The following is a 20,274-nucleotide window of genomic DNA, read 5'->3' on the forward strand; positions in this document are numbered from 1 at the left end:
TCCTACTCCGTCGCCGTCAGGCCGAGCGAGGCGGCAAAGGCGGTGAATTTCTTCGCTTCCTCACTGTCGGCGCCAAACACGGCAATACCGCGATGCAGCGCGTCGCGCGCCTGGTCGGCCTTGCCCAGCACAACATAGGAACGAATGAGCCGCATCCATCCTTCCGTGTCGCGCGGATTTTGCCGCAATTTTTCGTCGAGGCCGGCGACCATGGTTTCGATCATGGCCTGCCTGTCCTGCGGCGCCATCGACGAGGCGGCATCGACGGCTGCGGCGTCGGGGCCTTTGGCGGGCTCTCCTGACGCGACGCTGCGGTTGGCGGCCTCGGCCAGTGCCTGTTGGACAGCTCCGCGCCATGGCGAATCCTGCGGCAGGGAATCGAGCATTTTCTGCCAAGCCGTGGTTGCCTCGGGTATGCGGCCTTCCTGGGCCAGCGCCATCGCCAAATAGAACGAGGCTTTCGCGTTTCCCGGGTCGAGTTTTAGCGCCTGTTCGAAAGCGTATTGCGCATCGGCCGAAACGATGCCGCCGGCCGCATTGGCGATCGCTTCGCCGAGACCGGCCTCGCGGGCAGCCGTGTCGCCATCGAGGCGGATGGCATTGCGATAGGCGGTCACGGCATCGGGAAAGCGCTGCAGGCGCAGATAGATCGGGGCGAGCACGTCCCAGCCGCGTCCATCGCCAGGGTTGGCGGCAAGATGGGCCTCGGCGCGCGCCACCAACTCGTCGACCGAACTATCGGCCGGATTCTTGGCCAGCCGTTCGGCAAGCGGCTGCGACGGCAGATCCGGCGAGCCGAGCTGGCTGTAAAGGCCCCAGCTGAGCAGAGGGACCGCCAGTACCGCAGCCGTTGCCACCAGCCTTGCCGCCTTTGACGGCTGCCGCGTGCCAGGCGCATCGGCTTGACCGACATTGGCTTGACCAACATCTCCCAGGCGAAGGATGCGGCGGGCGATTTCGGCGCGCGCCTCCTCGGCTTCCGCCGGCTGGATCAGCCCGCGCGCGGCGTCACGCTCAAGCTCGGCCAGTTGGTCGCGATAGACTTCGAGGTCGTGGTCGCTGCTGGTCGGAGCGTCCTTGCCGCCACTGGTCAGCGGCAGCAGCACCGTCAGGCTTGCGCCTAGCGTGAGGATTGCGGCTATGACCCAGAACAGCATGGTTCTTCCAATAGAGCGAGAGCCCTGCTCTCACAACATGAGGGTGCTGCGACGCTTTGACGGGATTCCGACCCCGGCCCAATGTTCAGGTCAGCGGCGTCCAGCTGCCGTCGGCGTTGCGGCATGCGGTGCCCCGCGCGGTCTGGCCGGCCGTGCCGGTAAACACCGTATGGGTGTACTGGCGGCAATCCTGCGAGCCGACGCGGTAGGGCTGGGCCGCGACGACTTCGCCGGAATGAGCCGAACTGTCGCTCTTCCACGTCACCTTCTGGCCGCTCGCCGTATATTCGAGCGCCTTGTATTCCGCCTCGAGCGCCTTGCGCTTCTCGGTGCTGTTCAGGCCGCTGCCGATCGATCCGCCGACGAGCCCGCCGGCCATGGCCGAGATGATCGTCGTCGCGACTTTGGCCCCTGAAGGAGGCGACGCGGGCGGGTTGGTGATGGAGATATCCGGGCCACTGCCCTTGCCCAGCGTCCCGCAGCCGGAAAGAGCGAGCAGTGCGGAAACGAGCGCAACGCGAATCTTCATGCCAACAACCGGTTTTCTTGAACGGGATGCGCTGGGGGCCGCGTCATCGGGGGGCGTCAGGACGTCATAGTATTGATATTTGTCGGAAATTTGGCCGTTCTTAACGGCTTTTGCGCAATCGAGGGGCCGCCATAACACAGGCATTCGGCCGTGTCGATTGGCCCTGGGCAGTACATCATTGCAAGCTCCGCAAGCGCACAACCGCCTTCAGCCCGCCCATCGTGGAGCGTTCCAGCGCCAGCGCCCCGCCATACTCGTTGACGAGGTCGGCAACGATGGCAAGTCCGAGCCCGGTTCCCGGCTTTGTCTCGTCGAGGCGCCGGCCGCGTTTCAAGACGTCGCGGGCCTTGTCCTCGGGGATGCCGGGACCGTCATCCTCGATCGATAGCTCGAACAGGCCGGCTGCGGCCGGCGTGACGGATACGGCAACAGTGCTCTTCGCCCATTTCATCGCATTGTCGAGAAGGTTGCCGAGCAGTTCCTCCAAATCCTCGCGCTCGCCAGCAAAGACGATGTCGGCCGCCGGCAGCGTAAGCGACAGGCTGACATCAGGCTTGAGTTTTTGCAGCACGCGCGCCATGCGCTGCACCAGCGGCGTCACCGGCGTGCGGTAGACGACGCTGTCGCGCTGCGCCGCGACCCGTGCCCGCTGCAGGTAGTGGTCGACCTGTTTCTGCATCGACGCCGCCTGGTCGGCGATGAGCTGGCCCTTGGCGCCGCCGAGAGCCCGGCCCTCATTTATCAGCACGGCGAGCGGCGTCTTCAGCGAATGGGCAAGGTTGCCGACCTGCGTACGCGAGCGCTCGACGATGCGCTTGTTGTTTTCGATCAGCGCATTGGTTTCGTTGGCGAGCGGCTCGATCTCGGCGGGAAACCGGCCATCGAGCCGCTGCGCCGTGCCTTCGCGCACCTGGGCAAGCGCGTTGCGAACCCGGCGCAAGGGCTGGAGGCCGAGCAGGATAGCGATCGCATTGATGGCGATCATGCCGACGCCGAACAGGCTGAGATAGGTCAGCAATCGGCCTTGGAAGGTGGCGATCTCCTGTTCGAGCTCGGTCTTGTTGCCCATCACGCGGAAGCGCGCGGCGCGGTTCTTGGCGTCGAGCACGAATTCGCTCTCGAACACTTCGAGCTGCTCGTCGCCGATACCGTCGGTGGAGTAGCTGCGCTGGAAGCTCGAATTGAACGGCACCTCGGCGACGGTCGGCGACGGGATCGTCGTGGTCATCGAGGACGAATGAAGGTTGCCGTGCACACCTTCGGAAGCCGGCTCCACCGACCAGTACCAGCCCGAATTCGGCTCCGAGAAGCGCAGGTCGCCAAGGTCGGGAGCACCGGTGAGCTGGCCGGATTCGGAAACGCCGACCGAGCCGATCAGATTGAACAGATGCGCCGACAGCAGGCTGTCGAAGCCGCGCTCGCTGGCCTGGCGGTAGAGCGTGGTGATCAGAGTGAAGATGACGATCAGGGTGAGGATCGCCCAGATCGTGGAAAATCCGATGACGCGGAAGGCCAGCGAGCGCGGCCAGAGCCGCGCCGAAAAAGGCTTCCTTGCTGGTATGGGGAGCGGTTCCGCCTTACGCCTCCGGCTCACGCATGCGATAGCCCATGCCGCGCACGGTTTCGATCATGTCGATGCCCATCTTCTTGCGCAGCCGGCCGACAAAGACCTCGATGGTGTTGGAATCGCGGTCGAAATCCTGGTCGTAGAGATGCTCGACCAGCTCGGTGCGCGACACCACCTCGCCCATATGGTGCATCAGATACGCCAGCAGGCGGAACTCATGCGAGGTCAGCTTCAGCGGCACGCCGGCGACATCGGCCTTGGAGGCCTTGGTGTCGAGGCGCAGCGGCCCGCAAGTGAGCTCGGACGAGGCATGGCCGGCGGCGCGGCGGATCAGCGCCCTCACCCTGGCCAGCACCTCCTCGATGTGGAACGGCTTGGTGACATAGTCGTCGGCGCCGGCATCGATGCCCGACACCTTGTCGCTCCAGCGGTCGCGCGCTGTCAGGATCAGCACCGGCATCTTGCGGCCGTTGCGGCGCCAGCGCTCGACGACGCTGATGCCGTCCATCTGCGGCAGGCCTATGTCGAGCACGACGGCATCGTAGGGCTCGGTGTCGCCGAGGAAATGCCCCTCCTCGCCGTCATAGGAGCGGTCGACGACATAGCCGGCATCGACCAGCGCGTCGGCCAGCTGCCGGTTGAGATCCTTGTCATCTTCGACGACGAGTACGCGCATGATCGGTCAGGCCTGTTGATGTGTCAGATATAGGCCGATTCCGGTGGTCTGGGAAACGAGCCCTGCAAGGGGGAAGATTGGATCAGTTCGCCGGGACGACGATCTCGGAGCGGCGCGGACGCTGGCCGTCCTTGCCCGGCACAAGCACGACGATGACGCAGACCTCCTGGCCGCCACGCGTCGTCTGCGAAGCCTTGGCCAGCGTGCCGCCATTCTGCTCGGCAACCTGCTGGCCGATCGCGTAGCAATCCGCCGCGGCTGCCGGCGTCGCTTGCGACGCCAACAGGCCGGCCGCCGTGAGCGCCAGTATCGCGGTTCTGACATGAGAGCGAAGCGTTTTCATGGTCGGCGTTGTAACGCAACTGTGCTGAACGTGAAATGAACGGTGAACGGGTGAAAATCCATCCCCGCAATACCCCCTGCGCGCGCAACGAATGAATGCGATCCTACCGCCCAGTCCCTCAGACCGGGCAATGGATTCATAACCGGAAAACCGGCTGCGCGGCTATGGTGTTTGCGCGCAGGTTCTCAATTCGCAGCCAGATTGGGAACAGGTCAAGGCGAGACCATTCTGAAGGGCCGCCCTAAATAGCGCGGGAAACGCCAAATCATCGGAGTGCGCCATGACGGATAAAGACCTTGCCGACCTTTACCGGGGCTATATCGCTTGCCTGAATGCCCAGGACTGGGCGAAACTTGGAGACTTTGTCGGCGACGAGGTGCAGCACAATGGCGAAATGCTCGGCCTGTCGGGTTATCGCCGTATGCTCGAAGGCGATTTCGAGGCGATTCCCGACCTCCGCTTCAACATCGAACTGCTGGTCTGCCAGCCGCCGCGCGTGGCGGCGCGCCTGCATTTCGACTGTCATCCCAAGGGCGTGCTGTTCGGCCTGCCGGTGAACGGCAAGCGCGTGTCGTTCGCTGAGAATGTTTTCTACGAATTCGGAGAGGGTCGCATCCGCGAGGTGTGGTCAGTCATCGACAAGGCCGAGATCCAGGCGCAAATCTAGGTTGCTTCAATCATTTTGCTCGGTGAGGGCGCGTATCCGCAGCACCCCGTGGTAGAGCGCCAGGTCCTCGTCGTAGCGGGCCTCGGCGAACTCCAAGGACAGGCGGGTCTGGTCGCGCGAGCCGGTGGCGAAAGCGGCGCCGTCAAGGCGCGCCCGGATGCTGTCCATGATCAGACGCGTCTCGGCCTCGCCTTGCGCCTTCGACCAGACATGCAGCGTGATGAGCTGGTCGTCATCATTGTCGGCGCCGGTGTCCAGATCGAATGCGCTGGTCCTGCCATAGGTCACATAAGGGAAGGCGGCACTGTCGGCCGCCTGCTCGCGCAACCCGGCGCCGCCGAGCAGCGCCGTCAGCGAGGCATCGCTCTTCAATCTCATGAACAAGGCTTGCAGCAAATCGCCGGGCGCCGTCATCGTCGTCTCCGTTCGCCTGTCACGCTTTGAACAACCTCAGTTTCGCGCGCAACCTAACCGCGTTGCACGGATTTCGCCAGATGACGATCCGCCTGATGGAAGGCGGCGAATCGGGCGGCATGGCCCTTTCACGGACCGGGTTCTATTTGGCATGCGGGGAGTTTCAAGAAGGGTGTTATGAGGAGCCCTGTTTTCTCCGGCAATTCGAGGTCATTTCATGCGAACGCCACCGCTGCTGCCGGCTTTTGGAAAGCTCGGCGTCAAGCCCCCGGTCGCGATTGCGGCAGCACCCGCCCTGTCGAAGAGCACCGTGGCCCTGCGCATGCGCGAGATACTTTCAATGCATGGCGGCCTGGCCTTGAAGCTGTCGGTGGTGGCCTGGACAATCCTGATCCTGGCGGCGGCATTTTTCATGTCAAAGGCCTGATGCCGATATGACAAACCGCTACGCGTTGCGCATGGACGAGCCCGAGAGCTGGACTATCTTCGACATCTTCACCGGCCAGCCTGTCGAGCTTAAGCAACAGGTAATGGTGGCCATGAATGTGCGCGATGCGGAAGCGATGGCCGACCGCCTGAACAGCCGGGACGTCAAGCGGCGGGCAAAAGCCGACCGCAAGTCCTGACGCACGCTGATCTCAGCCGCTCTGATTGCAAGACGAACGCGCGCTAACCGAAATCCGCGGCTGTGAGCACATATATGCTCTTGCGGGTGCGGGCGTAGGCCTTGCTGGCAATGTCATGGATGGAGCTGGACGCGGTGTCGAAAGCCGCCAGATAGGTGGCTTCCGCGGTCGCCGTCCCTGATGGCGCCTTCGAGAGGGCATCGGCTGCGACAGAGAAGGAAATCTGGAACATGCCGTCGTGGCCGACAAAGCGGATGCGCTTGCCGGCCTCGTCATAGAAGCGACTTGGATTGGGGAATGTCAGGCTCATGACGTGCCCCCCTTCGGCGCGGCGGCGGCTTTCTTGACTGTCGCCCGCTTCTTCTTCGGTGTCGGGTTCAAGGCTTCCGCGACGCGGTCGGCCTCTTCCTTGGCCAGGCGCAATTCCCTGAGCCTTGCCGTCTTGATCTCCCTGGCCCTCGCTTCGGACATGTAGTCGGAGGTTGCCTTGTTGCGCTCGGCCGTCTTCTTCTGCTTGTCCATGAAGCGGGCTTCAGCTTTTTCCATGATGCTCTGATTGCCTTCGGCCATCGCCTAAATCTCCTTCGTGCCTGAAATTGTGAAATCGAACTTACGATATAAATAGTCACTTTTGCCTCGAAATTCAATTTTTTGAAATATCTAGGCGCCTCGCGACGTTTCGAACCCTGCAGACATCATAATACTTTTTAATATTTAATTTTGGCCACGAATAATTTTTGGCACTCCTATCTATCGAGAGCCAACACGCCTATAAGAACGGCGCGGTCGCCTATGCCGGCCCCAGAAAGAAGTTCTCATGAAGTTTCGGCCACTCCACGACCGCGTCGTCATCCGGCGCGCCGAAGGCGATGTCAAATCCAAGGGCGGCATCATCATTCCCGACAATGCCAAGGAAAAGCCGCAGGAAGGCGAAGTCATCGCCGTTGGGCCGGGCGCACGCGACGAAAACGGCGCGCTTGTTCCGCTCGACGTCAAGGCCGGCGACTTCATCCTGTTCGGCAAATGGTCGGGCACCGAGGTCAAGATCGACGGCGAGGACCTGCTGATCATGAAGGAAGCCGACATTATGGGCGTCATCGACAAGAGCGAGACGGCCGCTATCGGCAAGAGCGGGACGGTCGTCACCGAGAAGAGCGTCAAAGCCAAGAAGGCTGCCTGACCGGCCTGGCTTTGCCAGGCTCCGGCGAGCCGCTTGCTTCACCACACCAACGGGATTGAAAAAAATGTCTGCCAAGGAAATCAAATTCGCCACCGACGCGCGCGACCGCATGCTGCGCGGCGTCGAGATCCTCACCAATGCGGTGAAGGTCACGCTCGGCCCCAAGGGCCGCAACGTCATCATCGACAAGGCCTATGGCGCGCCGCGCATCACCAAGGACGGTGTGACGGTGGCCAAGGAAATCGAGCTTGCTGACAAGTTCGAGAACATGGGCGCGCAGATGGTGCGCGAAGTGGCTTCGAAGACCAACGACCTCGCCGGTGACGGCACCACCACCGCCACGGTGCTGGCCGCATCGATCCTGCGCGAAGGCGCCAAGCTGGTTGCCGCGGGCATGAACCCGATGGACCTCAAGCGTGGCATCGACCAGGCTGTCGCCGCCGTGGTCAAGGACATCAAGGCGAAGGCCAAGAAGGTCAAGTCGTCGGCCGAGATCGCGCAGGTCGGCACCATCGCCGCCAATGGCGATGCCAGCGTCGGCGCCATGATCGCCAAGGCGATGGACAAGGTCGGCAATGACGGCGTCATCACCGTCGAGGAGGCCAAGACCGCCGACACCGAACTCGACGTCGTCGAAGGCATGCAGTTCGACCGCGGCTATCTCTCACCCTATTTCGTCACCAATGCCGACAAGATGCGCGTCGAACTGGAAGAGCCTTACGTGCTCATCCACGAGAAGAAGCTCGGCAATCTGCAGGCGATGCTGCCGATCCTCGAAGCAGTGGTGCAGAGCGGCAGGCCGTTGCTGATCATCTCGGAAGACGTCGAAGGCGAAGCACTGGCGACGCTGGTCGTCAACAAGCTGCGCGGCGGCCTCAAGGTCGCGGCCGTCAAGGCGCCGGGCTTCGGCGATCGCCGCAAGGCGATGCTGGAAGACATCGCCGTGCTGACATCGGGCCAGATGATTTCCGAGGATCTCGGCATCAAGCTCGAAAACGTCACCATCGAGATGCTTGGCCGCGCCAAGCGCGTACTGATCGAGAAGGACACCACCACGATCATCGACGGCGCCGGCACCAAGGCGACCATCCAGGCGCGCATCGCGCAGATCAAGGGCCAGATCGAGGAGACCACGTCCGACTACGACAAGGAGAAGCTGCAGGAGCGGCTGGCCAAGCTCGCCGGCGGCGTCGCCGTGATCCGCGTCGGCGGCGTCACCGAGTCTGAAGTGAAGGAAAAGAAGGACCGCATCGACGACGCGCTGAATGCGACGCGCGCGGCGGTGGAAGAAGGCATCGTGCCCGGCGGTGGCGTGGCGCTTCTGCGCGCAAGATCGGCTCTGGCCGGCCTGACCGGCGCCAATGACGATGTGACCGCCGGCATTTCGATCGTGCTCAGGGCGCTGGAAGCGCCGATCCGCCAGATCGCCGAGAATTCCGGCGTCGAAGGCTCGATCGTCGTCGGCAAGCTGACCGACAGCAAGGACCAGAATCAGGGCTTTGACGCCCAGAACGAGGTCTATGTCGACATGATCAAGGCCGGCATCGTCGACCCGGCGAAAGTGGTGCGCACCGCGTTGCAGGACGCCGGCTCGATCGCCGCCCTTCTGATCACCGCCGAAGCGATGATCACCGACGTTCCGGCCAAGGATGCGGCGCCTGCGGGCGGCGGTGGCGGCATGGGCGGCTACTGACCATCGCCCGAAAATTGCCCGCTGGGAATCTGGGCGGGCATAAATCAAAACAGGCTGCCGGGGACATTTCCCCGGCGAGCCAGGAATTTCCGTCAGTCAGTCAAGACCAGTCATCAACGACAGGGAGATCGACAGATGATCACATTCGCCCCGAAGCCAAACGCTGTATCCGCGACCAAGCCGGCGGAGGAGAGCCGCTTCGATCGCATCCGCCGGATTGCCGCCGACAAGCACAGGCAGGCCGATGCCGGGCCGATTCGCCGCGAGCCGTCGAAGACCGGCGACAAGCGGCCGACGTGACGGCTGCCAACCTCACGACACCGGCAACGCTCCGCCCTCTTCGGTGCGGCGGGCAATGAACTCGTCGAGCACATCGGATGTGGCAACGGCCGACGCCGGCGGCTGGAAGTCGGCCAGCGTCCGCTTCCAGATGCCGGTGGCGCGCTCGGTGGCCGACTTCGAACCGGACTGCGTCCAGCTGCCGAAACTCGACCAATCGGCGACCAGCGGCTCGTAGAAGGCGGTGCGGTAGCGCGTCATGGTGTGGCCGGCGGAGAAGAAATGCCCGCCCGGCTGGACTTCAGCGATCGCCTCGAAGCCGATCGAATCCTCGTCGCCGGGGGTCGTAGCGCAGAGTTCGGCAACCGTCTGCAATGCCTCGATATCGGTGATCAGCTTCTCGTAGGAGACGCTGAGGCCACCCTCCAGCCAGCCCGCGGCATGGATGCAGACGGTGGCGCCGGCAAGCACCGAGCCCCACAGCGCGAACTGCGTCTCGTGCGCCGCCTGCACATCGGAAATGTTGGCCGCACTGCCGCCGCCGGACCGCCAAGGCAGGCCGGTGAAGCGCGCCAGCTGGCCGGCGCCCAGCGTCGCCTTGACGTGCTCGGGCGTGCCGAAGGCCGGTGCGCCGGACTTCATGTCGACATTGGAGGAGAAGGATCCGTAGACCACCGGTGCGCCCGGCCGCACCATCTGCGCCAGCGCGAGACCAGCCAGCGCCTCGGCATGCTGCAGCGTCAATGCGCCGGCGACGGTGATCGGCGCCATGGCGCCGGCCAGGCAGAAGGGCGTGATGACAGAGACCTGGCCGGCCCTGGCGAAGTCGATGATGCCTTGCGCCATCGGGATATCGAGCTGGCGCGGCGAATTGGTGTTGATCACGGTGTAGCAATGGACGCCGGCCAGGAACTCGTCCTGCGAGAGCCCGCGCGCCAGCCTGATCATCTCGAACCCATCCTCGACCTGCGGCGTGCCGCGGGCGAAGACGAAGGGGAACTTGTCCGACAGGGTCAGCTGCGCACGGTTGACGGCATAGTGGCGCAAATGGTTGTCGACATCCTGCGGCTCGATCCAGGGGCCGAGCATATGCAGCACGTCGAAATTCTGAACAAGCTTGGTCAGTTCTTCGAAAGCGGCGAGCGTGCCCGGACGCCGTCCGCGTTCGAGATCGGTGACGTTGGGCGCCCCGGCTCCGGCCAGGAACGTCATCGAGCCGAGCTCCAGCATGAGATCGCGGCTACGGTTGCCCGCCAGCGCCCGGATGGATTTCGGCGCCGAGGCCAGTGCCGCAGTGACAATATCGCGGCCGATGCGCACCATCTGGCTGTCCTCGTCGACCAGCGCACCGGCTTTGGCGTAGATCGCCCGTGCCTCCGGCAGCAGCACCTTGATGCCGAGCTCTTCCAGCACGCGCAACGCCGTGTCGTGGATGGCCGCGACCTGGTCGTCCGAAAACACCGGCTGCGGCAGGAACGGGTTCTTGAGCGAGCGATAGTTCGGGTGGCGGCTTGACCCGCTGCCGGCCTCACCGGTGTGCCCGCGCCGGCGCTCGCGCCTGGTCTCCCTTATAATGTCATCGACCATGGCCAAAACTCCTCATTGCCGCATCGCCTGCCCTCGGGGTCGTATGGCGAGGCCGGAATAATTCGCGCCGGCCGCTCGACGCCGACAATGTGCACCCAAAGCGCGGTCCCCTCCCCGGCGAATTCGTCGCCCAGCAACGTCAGCGCGACGCTTTTGCCTATTGTGTAGCCATAGCCGGCGAGGCGACGAAGCCGACGCGCCGGCCCTTGTGCCAGACTGGCTCGAAGCCACTGGCGTCGGCATCGACGGCGTCGACCTCCAGCGTCACGATCCGGGCGGCGCTCAACAAACCGTGCGGTGTGGCCTGGCTGCCCTTGTGAGCCGGGCTGAAATGGAAGAATAGTCTTCGCCGGGTATGCCCGCCCTGAAATTGCCCGCTTGCGGTTCTCAGGTGGGTTGGGTGAGTTTCGGGAATGGCCAGTCCTTTAGAACGACGTCCAAGACGAAGAGGTCCGATCGCCGCCGCACTGCTGGCGGTGGACGCGTGGATCGATTCCTCGCTCTACGAAATCGGCTTCAAGGCCGGCCAGTTCTGGGAATCGGCGACCATTTTTTCGCGGCGCTTCCGAGTCACCGGCTGGCGACGCGGCATCATCGAGGTGCTGAGCGAAGGTTTTACGATGGGCGCCGGCGGCGTCGTCGTGCTGCTCGCACTCGCGATGCCGGCCTTCCAGATCACCACCGGCGACTGGCGCAGTCAGGGCGATTTCGCCGTCACCTTCCTTGACCGCTACGGCAATGAGATTGGCCAGCGCGGCATCATCCAGCGCGATTCCGTGCCTGTCGACGAGATGCCGGACCATGTCATCAAAGCGGTGCTGGCGACCGAGGACCGACGCTTCTTCGAGCACTACGGCATCGACGTGCTCGGCCTGTCGCGCGCCATCTTCGAGAATGTGCGGGCTAATTCCGTCGTCCAGGGCGGCTCCAGCATCACCCAGCAGCTGGCCAAGAACCTGTTCCTGTCGAATGAGCGGACCTTCCAGCGCAAGATCAAGGAAGCCTTCCTGTCGCTGTGGCTGGAGGCCAATCTGTCGAAGAAGGAGATCCTGCAGCTCTATCTCGACCGCGCCTATATGGGCGGCGGCACGTTCGGCATCGAGGCGGCGGCGGATTTCTATTTCGGCAAGAGCGTCAAGGATCTGAACCTCGCCGAGGCGGCGATGCTGGCCGGCCTGTTCAAGGCGCCGACCAAATACGCCCCGCACATCAACCTGCCCGCCGCCCGTGCTCGCGCCAATGTGGTGCTGTCGAACCTCGTCGATTCTGGTTTCATGACCGAAGGCCAGGTGCTGCAGGCAAGGCTGCATCCAGCCGAGATCGTCGACCGCGGCGAGCAGAAGAGCCCGGACTATTACCTCGACTGGGCCTTCGATGAGGTCAAGAAGATCGCCAAGCCCGGCCAGCATTCGCTGGTCGCACACACCACTTTCGACGCCAACATCCAGAAAGCGGCGGAGGAATCCGTCGAATTCCATCTCCGCCAGTTCGGCAAGGAATACAACGTCACCGAGGGCGCCGTTGTAGTGATCGAGACCAATGGCGCGGTACGCGCCATTGTCGGCGGCCGCGACTATGGCGCAAGCCAGTTCAACCGCGCCACCAAGGCGCTGCGCCAGACCGGCTCCTCGTTCAAACCTTACGTCTACGCCACCGCCATGGAGCACGGGTTCACCCCGGACTCCGTCGTCTCAGGCGGGCCGATCAGTTGGGGCGGCTGGTCACCGCACAATTACAATGGCGGCTCGGCCGGCAATGTGACGCTGATCACGGCGATCGCCAAATCGATCAACACCGTGCCGGTACGGCTGGCCAAGGACTATCTCGGCATCGGCCCGATCAAGGCGATGGCCGAATCATTCGGCGTGGAATCGCCGCTGGAGTCGCACAAGACCATGGTGCTCGGCACATCGGGCATGACGGTCATGGACCAGGCGACGGGCTACAGCGTGTTCGCGCAGAACGGCTTCGCCGGCTCGCGGCACGGCATCACCCAGCTCGTCACCCGCACCGGCGATGTCGTCTACGACTTTGCCAAGGATGCGCCGGCGCCGCATCGGGTTCTGTCGGAACAGGCTTTGAAATACATGAACACCATGCTGGCTGCGGTGCCGGCGATCGGCACCGCGCGGCGCGCGCAGCTGCCCAACATCGTCGTCGCTGGCAAGACGGGGACGACGCAATCCTACCGCGACGCCTGGTTCGTCGGCTTCACCGGCAATTACACGGCTGCCGTCTGGCTCGGCAATGACGACTTCACCCCGACCCGCAACATGACCGGCGGCACGCTGCCGGCGATGGTGTGGCAGCGGCTGATGGTCTACGCGCACCAGAATATCGACCTGAAGCCGATCCCCGGCCTAGACAAGCCCTTCGTCGACGAAGAGATCGCGGCCAAAGCCGAGGAAGCGGAGAAGAAAAACGCCGATCAGGCAGCCGCCGATGCCGCGGCCGAGCGCCCGGCGGTGTTGTCCAGCCGCACGACACAGACGCTGCGCGAGATGACCAAGGTGTTCCAGACAGCGCCCGTGCTCGGCTCGCCGCAGACACCGGAGACCCTGTCGGCGCTTTGATTCCACAGCGCTGCTTGCTCTGTGGCCTGCCCCGCTATATCCCCGAACGATAATTCTCTCGTCCCGGTTCTTCATGCTCAAGACCGCCTTTTTCACGCTGCTTTCGCTTGCCATAGCCATCGGCCTCGGCGGCGGCAGCGTCTGGTATGCGCTGCAGGCGCAGAGCGGCGTCGGCGCGATCAGCATCGGCCAATGGACCGCCTTCCCCGAGATCGGCACGCAAGATGCCGACCCCTATTCGAAGGCGCGCGTGGCGCGCGAGGGCGTGCTGGCGCTCGGCAAGGCGGAAGGCTTGTCCTTCATCGCCGAACGCGATGCGGCCGGCGATGAGCTTCAGCGGCAATGCGACTACAGGATCGAAGGCAGTTTCCCGACCGCCCGGTTCTGGACGCTCTATGCCGCGGATCAATCGCTCGGCGTGGTCGACACCGGCAAGCCGAGGCTGGCGGCGCTGCAATCCTACCAGGTGCTGCGTCAGCCCGACAATTCGGTGATCATCGCCGTCGGCAACCGTCCGGCCCCCGGCAACTGGCTTCTGACCGAAGGTTTTGGCCGGATGTATTTCGTGCTCACCTTCTACGACACGCCGATTGCCTCAAGCACCGGCCTTTCCGACGTGTCGCTGCCCCGGATCGTCAAGGCTGGCTGCAATGCGTAGGTTGCTGCACGCCATCCTGCTCGGCCTGCTCGGCGCCGGCATCGTCCACATCGTGGTGCTTTTGCTGGTGCCGGAATTTACCGAGCGCGATGCCTGGTCACGGCTGGCGATGGCGTCCGACCTCTACAAGATGACCAGGCTGGATGCCGAGGCGGGCGGCGCGCCGGTGGTGAAGTCGGTGGATCCGCTGTTTTACGCCGCCGCCTGCCGCTTCGACCTTGCCGAAGGCGTGGTGCGGATCAAAGCGCCGGGCAGCGTGCCGTTCTGGTCGGTGTCGGTCTATGACCGCAACGGCCACAATTTCTATTCATTCAACGACCGCACGGCGACCGGCAACAAGCTGGACACCGTGGTGCTGACGCCGGCACAGATGATCGACGTGCGCAGGGAGCTTCCCGAAGACCTGCAAGGGGCGATCTTCGTCGAGGCGCCGATCGAGGAAGGCATCTTCGTCATCCGCGCCTTGGTGCCTGACGACAGCTGGAAGCCGGTTGTGTCGCAGTTCCTGGACCAGAGCTCCTGCGAACTGCAGGACTACTGACCTCACCCCGACGACCAGCAAATTCAGTGGTGCGGAACAGGCGTCCGTGGTGTGCCCGGCTGGTCCGCCGGTCGCGCCTGGCCCGCCAATGGCGGATGCTCGTAGCGGACGCCGGGAAAAATGATCACCGCCGCCGGCGTACCGGTGTCCTGAACTGCTCGATTGACTGGTGCCGATCGCGGCACGAAAGACAGTACCATGCCCATGGTTCGCGTATTCCTCTCGGTTGCCCCGGAGCACAACGCAACGCCTCCAAATGTGATTAAGGCCGGCAGAGGGTTAACGGAGCGCTAACGGATCGCGGCTAATTTGATGTTTGTTCCAGGCCTAGCGCGAAACCGACACAGTTGCGGTTGAGCATGGTCCGGGTTGTGTCGAGTGTCGGGCGTATCTTCCGTGTCAGCTTCGGATTTCAGGCAAATCGCCATACGGACGGAATCGGGAAAAGCCGAAAGGCTGTTTCGCGCCGCCGTGTCGGCGTTCTGCTCGCTGACCCGCCCGTCGCGCCGCGAGATCGCCCAGCTCGAGGATCTGACGCTGCCGCTGTTCGACAGCGTGCCGGACGAATCGCGCCGCTATGTCGCCGCCGCCCTGTCCGAATGCGAATATGCGCCGGCCGCCCTGGTGCGGCGGCTTTGCGAGGAGCCGGTCGATGTCTGCGCGCCTTTGCTCGTCCGTTCGCGGGCGCTGGGCGACATCGACCTGATCGCGTTGATCGGCCGCCACGGCCTGCCGCATGCGCGCGCCATTGCCCGCCGCAAGGATTTGAACCCGGCCATCGCGCAGTTGATCAAGTCGCTGGAAAAGCCGACCCTGGTGCGCGTGCGGCAGCCCGAGCCGATCGCCGACGTGGCGGGCAACGGTGCCGAAGCCGCTGCCGCCGCTCCCAGCGCACCAAAACTGCCCGGCAGCGCCGCCGAAACCGCCAGGCGCCGCCTGCGCTCGATGATGCTCGCCGAGGGCGAGGCGACATCGGTCAATCCCTTCGTCGGCTCAGCAACTTACAGCAAGCTGCGCGAGACGGCGCTGACCGGCAACGCCGCCTTCTTTCAGACCGCGCTTGCCGACGCGCTCGACATCGACTTCTCCACGGCGCGGTCGCTGACCGAGCATTCGAGCTATGTCTCGTTGCTCGCCGCGCTGCGGGCGCTCGACCTCAGCGAGGACAGGGCATTCCTGATCGTGGTCGCGGTTTACCCCCGGGAGTTTCCGCACCCGCAGGCGATCCGCATCTTCCTCGACCGCTACCGGCTGCTGCACCACGAGGCGGCGCTCGACAAGGTGCGCGGCTGGAAGGCCGAAACATTGTCGCGAGCGGTGCGCGGCAACACCCCTGTCGCCGCGAATGGCGACCAAGCGCCGGACGACAAAGCCAGCTTAGCGGCCAGCCTCAAGGCGTCTTGACGGAGAGAAGCTCCTCGACGGAAACCGTTGCGGCCTCGATCTCGACCACCCAGATGTCGGGATCGAATTTTTTCTCCCGCTCAAGCCTGGCGTCAAGCGCGGCGGCATCGTCGCCGGCGCCGAGCAGCGTGAAAAAGCGATCATCCGGTTTGTCCGAATCGTAGCTCGTCTGCGGCGCCGGGCCGAACAGGGAGACGTCGCCCAGCCTGCCGCGGGAGAGCACGAAGACAGCGCCGGCCTCGGTTGCGCCGCGCTTGACGACGGCCGCAAAGCCGCCGGCGCCGAAAACACGGCGCAGCAGGGCCGACACCCAAAACTCGGTGGTTACGCGCATGACGAGGCTCCGGAGGACATGCGCGGCGTCTTAGCCGGATTTTCGTCTATCCGCGAGCGGTCGTCTTGACCACTCAATTGGTCAGGCCGATCTCGCGCATCTTGACGTAGACGACCTCGTCGGGCTCGCCCGTTTCCGGCAGGCCGAATAGCGACTGGAATTCCTTGATCGCCGCCTTGGTGCGGGCGCCGACGACGCCGTCGAGCTGCATGTCGTCATTGCCGAATGCCTTCAGGCCGGCCTGGATCTTGACGATGCGGGCATCGGGCGCCTGGGCGGATACCGGCGCGGAAACCGGGATGGGCGCAGGCGCGGCCTCGGGCGCGGCAACTCGAGCGGCGGCCATATCCACGGGCCTCGGCACAGGATGCGGGATGCCAGCTGTTGTCTGCTTGGCGCCGAGCTGGTCGAGCAGGACGGCGTCGATCTCACCGGAGGCCGGCAGGCCAACTTTCTGCTGGTATGCCTGGATCGCCTTTTGGGTATTCGGCCCGGAAATGCCGTCGACCGTTCCCGTGTAGAAATCGAGATCCTTCAGGATGCCCTGGACCTGCTCGACGGTCGGATCGCTTTTGACCGGAGCCGGGCCGGGCCGCAGGATGTTGATGGTGGTTTCGGGTTCGTCCGCGCCGGGGTGCGGAAAACCCTCGATGCTGCGGGTGGCGAAGAAGGCGCCGGCATGCGGAAACGGCTGGTACCACAGCGCGTTGGCGGAAACGTAGAACAGCGTCACCAGGAAGGCGGTCGAGCCGCCGACCAGGACCGGATTGCGCGAGATCGCGCCGCCCAGCGCAATCGCGCCGGCCTCGAACGCGCCGCTGCGGCGCTTGACCGCCTTAGGCTGTTTTGCGGAGCGAGCCATTCCTGTCCCCTTTCGCGTCGCCTTTCGTCCTGGTCGCGGGCATCGGCAGCACCCCGTTCCTGTCGGTCGCGCTCCTCTTCGGCCCGTTCACCGGCAGGCTGATCGTGACCGTCGTCCCCTCGCCCGGCATGCTTTCGATCGACATCGTGCCGTCGTGCAGCGCCACCAGGCCCTTGACCAGCGACAGGCCGAGCCCGGTGCCCTCGAAGCGGCGCGTATAGTCGTTCTGGATCTGCATGAACGGCTTGCCGAGATTGACAAAATCTTCCTCGGCGATGCCGATGCCGGTGTCCCTGACCCAGAAATGCAGCCGCGAGCCGATCCGCTTGGCGCCGACGACGACATTGCCGCCATCGGGCGTGAACTTGACCGCATTGGAGACGAGGTTGATCAGGATCTGCTGCACGGCACGACGGTCGGCATTGATCTCCCCGGCGTCCGGCGCAATCTGCGCCTGGAGATCGATGTTCTTGGCATTCGCCTGCAGCTGCATCATCGACTGGCACATCTCGACCGCTTCGATGAATCGGAACGGTTCGGGCTCGGTCGCGTAGGCGCCGGCCTCGATCCTCGAGACATCAAGGATGGAGGTGACGACGGCAAGCAGATGCTGGCCCGACTCCTTCACCAGGCTGACATACTCCTTCTGGCGCGGGTCCTTGAAGCCGCCGAACATCTCATGCAGCAGCATGTCGGAAAAACCGATGATGGCGTTGAGCGGCGTCCGAAGCTCATGGCTGACGACCGCCAGGAAGCGGCCCTTTGCCACCTCGGCCGACGCTGCGGCCTCATTGGCGGCAGCAAGCTCGTCGCGCAATTCGGCAGTTTCGTCGTTCTCGCGCAGCAGCAGAGTGAAGGTCTCCTGCTGCTCTTCGGCGCGCATCAGTTCGAGCTGAAATGGCCGGTAATTGTCGGCCGTCGAGGCGCTGCCGTCCTGCGGCAGCCTTACCCGAAGATCGAGCCGGCGCGCCAGGGCGCCATCGCGCATGTCGGCAAGCGCGCTGAGATAAGCGACGCGATCGGACAGGTGGATGCGGTCGAACAGCCCGGCGCCGAAAAGCAGTTCCGGCGGCAGCTTCAGGATGGTGCGCGCCTTGGCCGAGGCATCCAGGACCTCGCCATGCCGGGCGACATGCAGGACAACGGCGTCGATCATGTCTTCAAGGCGGTCGTTTGGAAGCAGCGCGGGCTGCGCGCGTGCGGCATCGCCTAGGGCTGCGAGCCGGGGAACCAGCGTCAGGCCCCAGGCGAGCGGCAGCAGCCAGTGCCACGCCGCGACTTGCGCCCCGCCGAGCGGGACGACAGAGGCGACAAAGGGCTGCAGCAGCATTGCGGCCAAGGCCGAGAGGCCGCCCCAAAGTGCCGCGCGCTTTGAACCGCCGATCCACCAGGCCTCGAATGGCAGTGCCAGGGCCAGCAGCGCAACCGGCGACGCCAGGCCGCCTGCTGCCGCGACGGCGCCGGCAAGCGCAAGACCGCCGGCGGCAAGGGCAACCTGGGCTGCCAGCGCCATCTTGCCTGACGCCGCCACCAGCAAGGCGGCGAACCAGCAAAGACCGAAGGCGGCGAAAATGGCTGCGACGGTGACGGCGGCGCCCATGCCCGAGGTGACCAGTGTCACCGCCGCACCGGCGGCGAAGAACGGAGCGGCAAGCATGATGCCGATGAACCGGCGCTGGCGCAGGCGATCGCCCTGGCCGATGATGGCCGGATGGACCATGCGTTCGCAACCGGCCGCCAGCGCGCCAGGCAGTTCAATATATCTGGCAGTTGTCAAACTCAACGCACTCGCACCCGGTCGTGACTGCCCTGCTTTGCAGGTCGCTTTTGCTTGTTTGAAACTCGCATCCAGCGTTTAAGGAATGAATAAGGCTGACCGGAACAACGAGCGCGCTGCGGCAAAAATTGGAGCGCCGGCACCGGAATGCACCGCCATTTGTGGCCATAGTAAACGGAGCGTTATGTGCAAAGGGCGTGCCCGTGGCTGCGAAACCCTGAGCCGGCATGCCTGCTCTTCTGAAGATATCCATGCGCAACAATCGCTTAGATGGTTACTGCAAGGTTAAGAAAATTGCCGGCATTTGAGGCTAATGCACTGCAAAACGCCTCGCTTCGAATTTGCCTAAAATTTGAGGAAAATTTTCGCTGAGCAAGAAAGCCGTCCTTTGCGCCTCATGTGCCATTGTCGCTGATATAAAGAGGTCATTGCGCATGGACGCATGATCCGGTCATTGGACGAGAGGGCAGATCGATGGGCTTTTTGATAAGAATGGCGTTCTGGTTTTCGCTGGTGTTGCTGGCGCTGCCGCTGACCGTCGGCCCCGACGAGGATGGCCGCGAGAGCGTCGGGCCGTTCCAGGCGCTTTTTGCGGCGCGCGAAGCGGTCGGCGACATCGCGGGCATTTGCGAGCGCAAGCCGGACGTCTGCGAAACCGGCAAGTCGGCGATGCATACGATCAGCGCCCGGGCCAAGGAAACCGCCAAGATCGCCGCCGCCATGCTGGACGACAAGAGCGCCGAGACCTCGCCCGATACATCGCTGGCCACCGGCAGCGTCGCCAAGGACATCGTGCTGCCGGCGACAGTCAACATACCTGCCAAGCTGGTGGCGAAGAACTAAACACCGTTTCAGCTGTATCTACAGCGACACCGCAGGCCGGTCGGACCTCTCGATGCCTGCGGTGCTTTTCTTCTTTTTCCGTGACGCCGCAGCCGCGGATGACTATATCGCGAGCAATGGCCACGACGATCCAGACGATCCGCGACGACTTCTCCCTGCTCGACGAGTGGGAAGACCGCTATCGCTATGTGATCGAGCTCGGCGAAGCGCTGCCGCCATTTCCCGACGCCGAACGCAACGCCGCCAACAAGGTGCCGGGCTGCGTCAGCCAGGTCTGGCTGACCACGAGCCGAGCGCCGGGCGCCGATCCGGTCATCACCTTCACAGGCGATTCAGACGCTCATATCGTGCGCGGTCTGGTCGCCATCATGCTGGCGCTGTTTTCGGGACGGACTGCCAGCCAGATCCTTGAAACGGACGCAGAGGCGACGCTGAGGTCGCTTGGCCTCGACGAACATCTGTCGCCGCAGCGGGCCAATGGCCTGCGCTCGATGGTCAAGCGCGTCAAGCGGGACGCCGAGATGGCTCTCAAGCAGACTGCTTGATTGCTCTATCTTCTCTTCT

General features: G+C 64.0%; 26 protein-coding genes. 12 read left to right on the forward strand and 14 right to left on the reverse strand.

What is annotated here, in order from left to right:
- Window positions 1-2: 2 nt before the first annotated feature.
- The 5 genes from ccmI to NKH38_RS24390 all read right to left on the reverse strand — a co-directional run bounded on the left by ccmI (window position 3) and on the right by NKH38_RS24390 (window position 4,272).
- A complete protein-coding gene (ccmI, locus tag NKH38_RS24370) occupies window positions 3-1,157 on the reverse strand; it encodes a c-type cytochrome biogenesis protein CcmI (protein WP_023731026.1) in 1,155 nt (384 codons plus the stop codon).
- 85 nt (window positions 1,158-1,242) lie between these two features.
- Entirely contained in the window at window positions 1,243-1,686 is a 444-nt protein-coding gene (locus tag NKH38_RS24375; protein ID WP_023687241.1) for an RT0821/Lpp0805 family surface protein, read from the reverse strand.
- A 175-nt stretch (window positions 1,687-1,861) separates the two neighbouring features.
- Window positions 1,862-3,280, reverse strand: a complete 1,419-nt coding sequence (locus tag NKH38_RS24380) for an ATP-binding protein (RefSeq protein WP_352763965.1) — start codon at window positions 3,278-3,280, stop codon at window positions 1,862-1,864.
- Window positions 3,264-3,929, reverse strand: a complete 666-nt coding sequence (locus NKH38_RS24385; protein ID WP_023731025.1) for a response regulator transcription factor — start codon at window positions 3,927-3,929, stop codon at window positions 3,264-3,266. The genes NKH38_RS24380 and NKH38_RS24385 overlap by 17 nt, the downstream gene beginning before the upstream one ends.
- Before the next feature lie 82 nt (window positions 3,930-4,011).
- A complete protein-coding gene (locus NKH38_RS24390; protein ID WP_023670174.1) occupies window positions 4,012-4,272 on the reverse strand; it encodes a hypothetical protein in 261 nt (86 codons plus the stop codon).
- Window positions 4,273-4,552: 280 nt separating this feature from the next.
- Here NKH38_RS24390 and NKH38_RS24395 point away from each other — a divergent pair, with 280 nt between their 5' ends.
- On the forward strand, window positions 4,553-4,939 hold the full coding sequence (locus tag NKH38_RS24395) for an ester cyclase (RefSeq protein WP_023684533.1): 387 nt from the start codon (window positions 4,553-4,555) through the stop codon (window positions 4,937-4,939).
- Window positions 4,940-4,945: 6 nt separating this feature from the next.
- On the opposite strand, the gene NKH38_RS24400 is transcribed toward NKH38_RS24395, so the two are convergent.
- Window positions 4,946-5,353, reverse strand: a complete 408-nt coding sequence (locus NKH38_RS24400; protein ID WP_023702191.1) for a DUF3168 domain-containing protein — start codon at window positions 5,351-5,353, stop codon at window positions 4,946-4,948.
- Window positions 5,354-5,570: 217 nt separating this feature from the next.
- On the opposite strand from NKH38_RS24400, the gene NKH38_RS24405 reads away from it, so the two are divergent.
- Together NKH38_RS24405 and NKH38_RS24410 are read left to right on the forward strand one after the other, a co-directional pair.
- Window positions 5,571-5,780: a hypothetical protein gene (locus NKH38_RS24405; protein ID WP_023702192.1), complete on the forward strand. Its 210-nt coding sequence runs from the start codon at window positions 5,571-5,573 to the stop codon at window positions 5,778-5,780.
- Between the two features lie 7 nt (window positions 5,781-5,787).
- A complete protein-coding gene (locus NKH38_RS24410) occupies window positions 5,788-5,979 on the forward strand; it encodes a hypothetical protein (protein WP_023731023.1) in 192 nt (63 codons plus the stop codon).
- Window positions 5,980-6,022: 43 nt separating this feature from the next.
- On the opposite strand, the gene NKH38_RS24415 is transcribed toward NKH38_RS24410, so the two are convergent.
- Both NKH38_RS24415 and NKH38_RS24420 read right to left on the reverse strand, forming a co-directional pair.
- Window positions 6,023-6,289 carry a DUF1488 family protein gene (locus NKH38_RS24415; protein ID WP_023670170.1) on the reverse strand — a complete coding sequence of 89 codons (267 nt, stop codon included), beginning with the start codon at window positions 6,287-6,289 and terminating at the stop codon, window positions 6,023-6,025.
- Window positions 6,286-6,549, reverse strand: coding sequence for a hypothetical protein (locus NKH38_RS24420; protein ID WP_023670169.1), 264 nt, complete (start codon window positions 6,547-6,549; stop codon window positions 6,286-6,288). Before NKH38_RS24420 ends, NKH38_RS24415 begins: the two co-directional genes overlap by 4 nt.
- Before the next feature lie 247 nt (window positions 6,550-6,796).
- Here NKH38_RS24420 and NKH38_RS24425 point away from each other — a divergent pair, with 247 nt between their 5' ends.
- From NKH38_RS24425 to NKH38_RS24435, 3 genes are all read left to right on the forward strand, one after another.
- Entirely contained in the window at window positions 6,797-7,159 is a 363-nt protein-coding gene (locus NKH38_RS24425) for a co-chaperone GroES (RefSeq protein WP_023698577.1), read from the forward strand.
- Window positions 7,160-7,223: 64 nt separating this feature from the next.
- Window positions 7,224-8,852, forward strand: a complete 1,629-nt coding sequence (gene groL / locus NKH38_RS24430) for a chaperonin GroEL (RefSeq protein WP_352763958.1) — start codon at window positions 7,224-7,226, stop codon at window positions 8,850-8,852.
- Window positions 8,853-8,987: 135 nt separating this feature from the next.
- A complete protein-coding gene (locus NKH38_RS24435) occupies window positions 8,988-9,152 on the forward strand; it encodes a hypothetical protein (RefSeq protein ID WP_023687237.1) in 165 nt (54 codons plus the stop codon).
- 12 nt (window positions 9,153-9,164) lie between these two features.
- Here the strand turns inward: NKH38_RS24435 and NKH38_RS24440 are convergent, their stop codons facing one another.
- The 3 genes from NKH38_RS24440 to NKH38_RS24450 are packed head-to-tail and all read right to left on the reverse strand — an operon-like array spanning window position 9,165 to window position 11,004.
- A complete protein-coding gene (locus NKH38_RS24440; protein ID WP_352763955.1) occupies window positions 9,165-10,718 on the reverse strand; it encodes a trimethylamine methyltransferase family protein in 1,554 nt (517 codons plus the stop codon).
- Complete coding sequence (locus NKH38_RS24445; protein ID WP_348528070.1) at window positions 10,700-10,855, reverse strand: hypothetical protein; 156 nt, start codon at window positions 10,853-10,855, stop codon at window positions 10,700-10,702. The genes NKH38_RS24440 and NKH38_RS24445 overlap by 19 nt, the downstream gene beginning before the upstream one ends.
- A 20-nt stretch (window positions 10,856-10,875) precedes the next feature.
- Entirely contained in the window at window positions 10,876-11,004 is a 129-nt protein-coding gene (locus NKH38_RS24450; RefSeq protein ID WP_280800251.1) for an aminomethyltransferase family protein, read from the reverse strand.
- A 127-nt stretch (window positions 11,005-11,131) separates the two neighbouring features.
- Between NKH38_RS24450 and NKH38_RS24455 the strand changes: the two genes are divergently transcribed.
- The 4 genes from NKH38_RS24455 to NKH38_RS24470 all read left to right on the forward strand — a co-directional run bounded on the left by NKH38_RS24455 (window position 11,132) and on the right by NKH38_RS24470 (window position 15,894).
- Window positions 11,132-13,291 (forward strand): transglycosylase domain-containing protein, encoded by a 2,160-nt coding sequence (locus NKH38_RS24455; RefSeq protein WP_023687235.1) that lies wholly within the window; start codon window positions 11,132-11,134, stop codon window positions 13,289-13,291.
- A 73-nt stretch (window positions 13,292-13,364) separates the two neighbouring features.
- A complete protein-coding gene (locus NKH38_RS24460; RefSeq protein WP_023670163.1) occupies window positions 13,365-13,949 on the forward strand; it encodes a DUF1214 domain-containing protein in 585 nt (194 codons plus the stop codon).
- Window positions 13,942-14,490: a DUF1254 domain-containing protein gene (locus tag NKH38_RS24465; RefSeq protein ID WP_023702197.1), complete on the forward strand. Its 549-nt coding sequence runs from the start codon at window positions 13,942-13,944 to the stop codon at window positions 14,488-14,490. Before NKH38_RS24460 ends, NKH38_RS24465 begins: the two co-directional genes overlap by 8 nt.
- 396 nt (window positions 14,491-14,886) lie before the next feature.
- Window positions 14,887-15,894, forward strand: a complete 1,008-nt coding sequence (locus NKH38_RS24470; RefSeq protein ID WP_352763950.1) for a hypothetical protein — start codon at window positions 14,887-14,889, stop codon at window positions 15,892-15,894.
- On the opposite strand, the gene NKH38_RS24475 is transcribed toward NKH38_RS24470, so the two are convergent.
- The 3 genes from NKH38_RS24475 to NKH38_RS24485 form a co-directional block, all read right to left on the reverse strand.
- Window positions 15,881-16,228: a DUF1491 family protein gene (locus tag NKH38_RS24475; protein ID WP_023670160.1), complete on the reverse strand. Its 348-nt coding sequence runs from the start codon at window positions 16,226-16,228 to the stop codon at window positions 15,881-15,883. The genes NKH38_RS24470 and NKH38_RS24475 overlap by 14 nt on opposite strands.
- Before the next feature lie 73 nt (window positions 16,229-16,301).
- A complete protein-coding gene (locus NKH38_RS24480; RefSeq protein ID WP_023670159.1) occupies window positions 16,302-17,090 on the reverse strand; it encodes a peptidoglycan-binding domain-containing protein in 789 nt (262 codons plus the stop codon).
- Window positions 17,065-18,810, reverse strand: a complete 1,746-nt coding sequence (locus NKH38_RS24485; RefSeq protein WP_023709816.1) for a sensor histidine kinase — start codon at window positions 18,808-18,810, stop codon at window positions 17,065-17,067. Before NKH38_RS24485 ends, NKH38_RS24480 begins: the two co-directional genes overlap by 26 nt.
- Before the next feature lie 531 nt (window positions 18,811-19,341).
- Here NKH38_RS24485 and NKH38_RS24490 point away from each other — a divergent pair.
- Together NKH38_RS24490 and NKH38_RS24495 are read left to right on the forward strand one after the other, a co-directional pair.
- A complete protein-coding gene (locus NKH38_RS24490) occupies window positions 19,342-19,710 on the forward strand; it encodes a DUF5330 domain-containing protein (RefSeq protein ID WP_023684546.1) in 369 nt (122 codons plus the stop codon).
- A 116-nt stretch (window positions 19,711-19,826) separates the two neighbouring features.
- A complete protein-coding gene (locus NKH38_RS24495) occupies window positions 19,827-20,255 on the forward strand; it encodes a SufE family protein (protein ID WP_023673679.1) in 429 nt (142 codons plus the stop codon).
- The last annotated feature ends 19 nt before the right edge of the window (window positions 20,256-20,274 follow it).

Source organism: Mesorhizobium sp. M1078, from assembly GCF_040318615.1.
GTDB lineage: Bacteria > Pseudomonadota > Alphaproteobacteria > Rhizobiales > Rhizobiaceae > Mesorhizobium.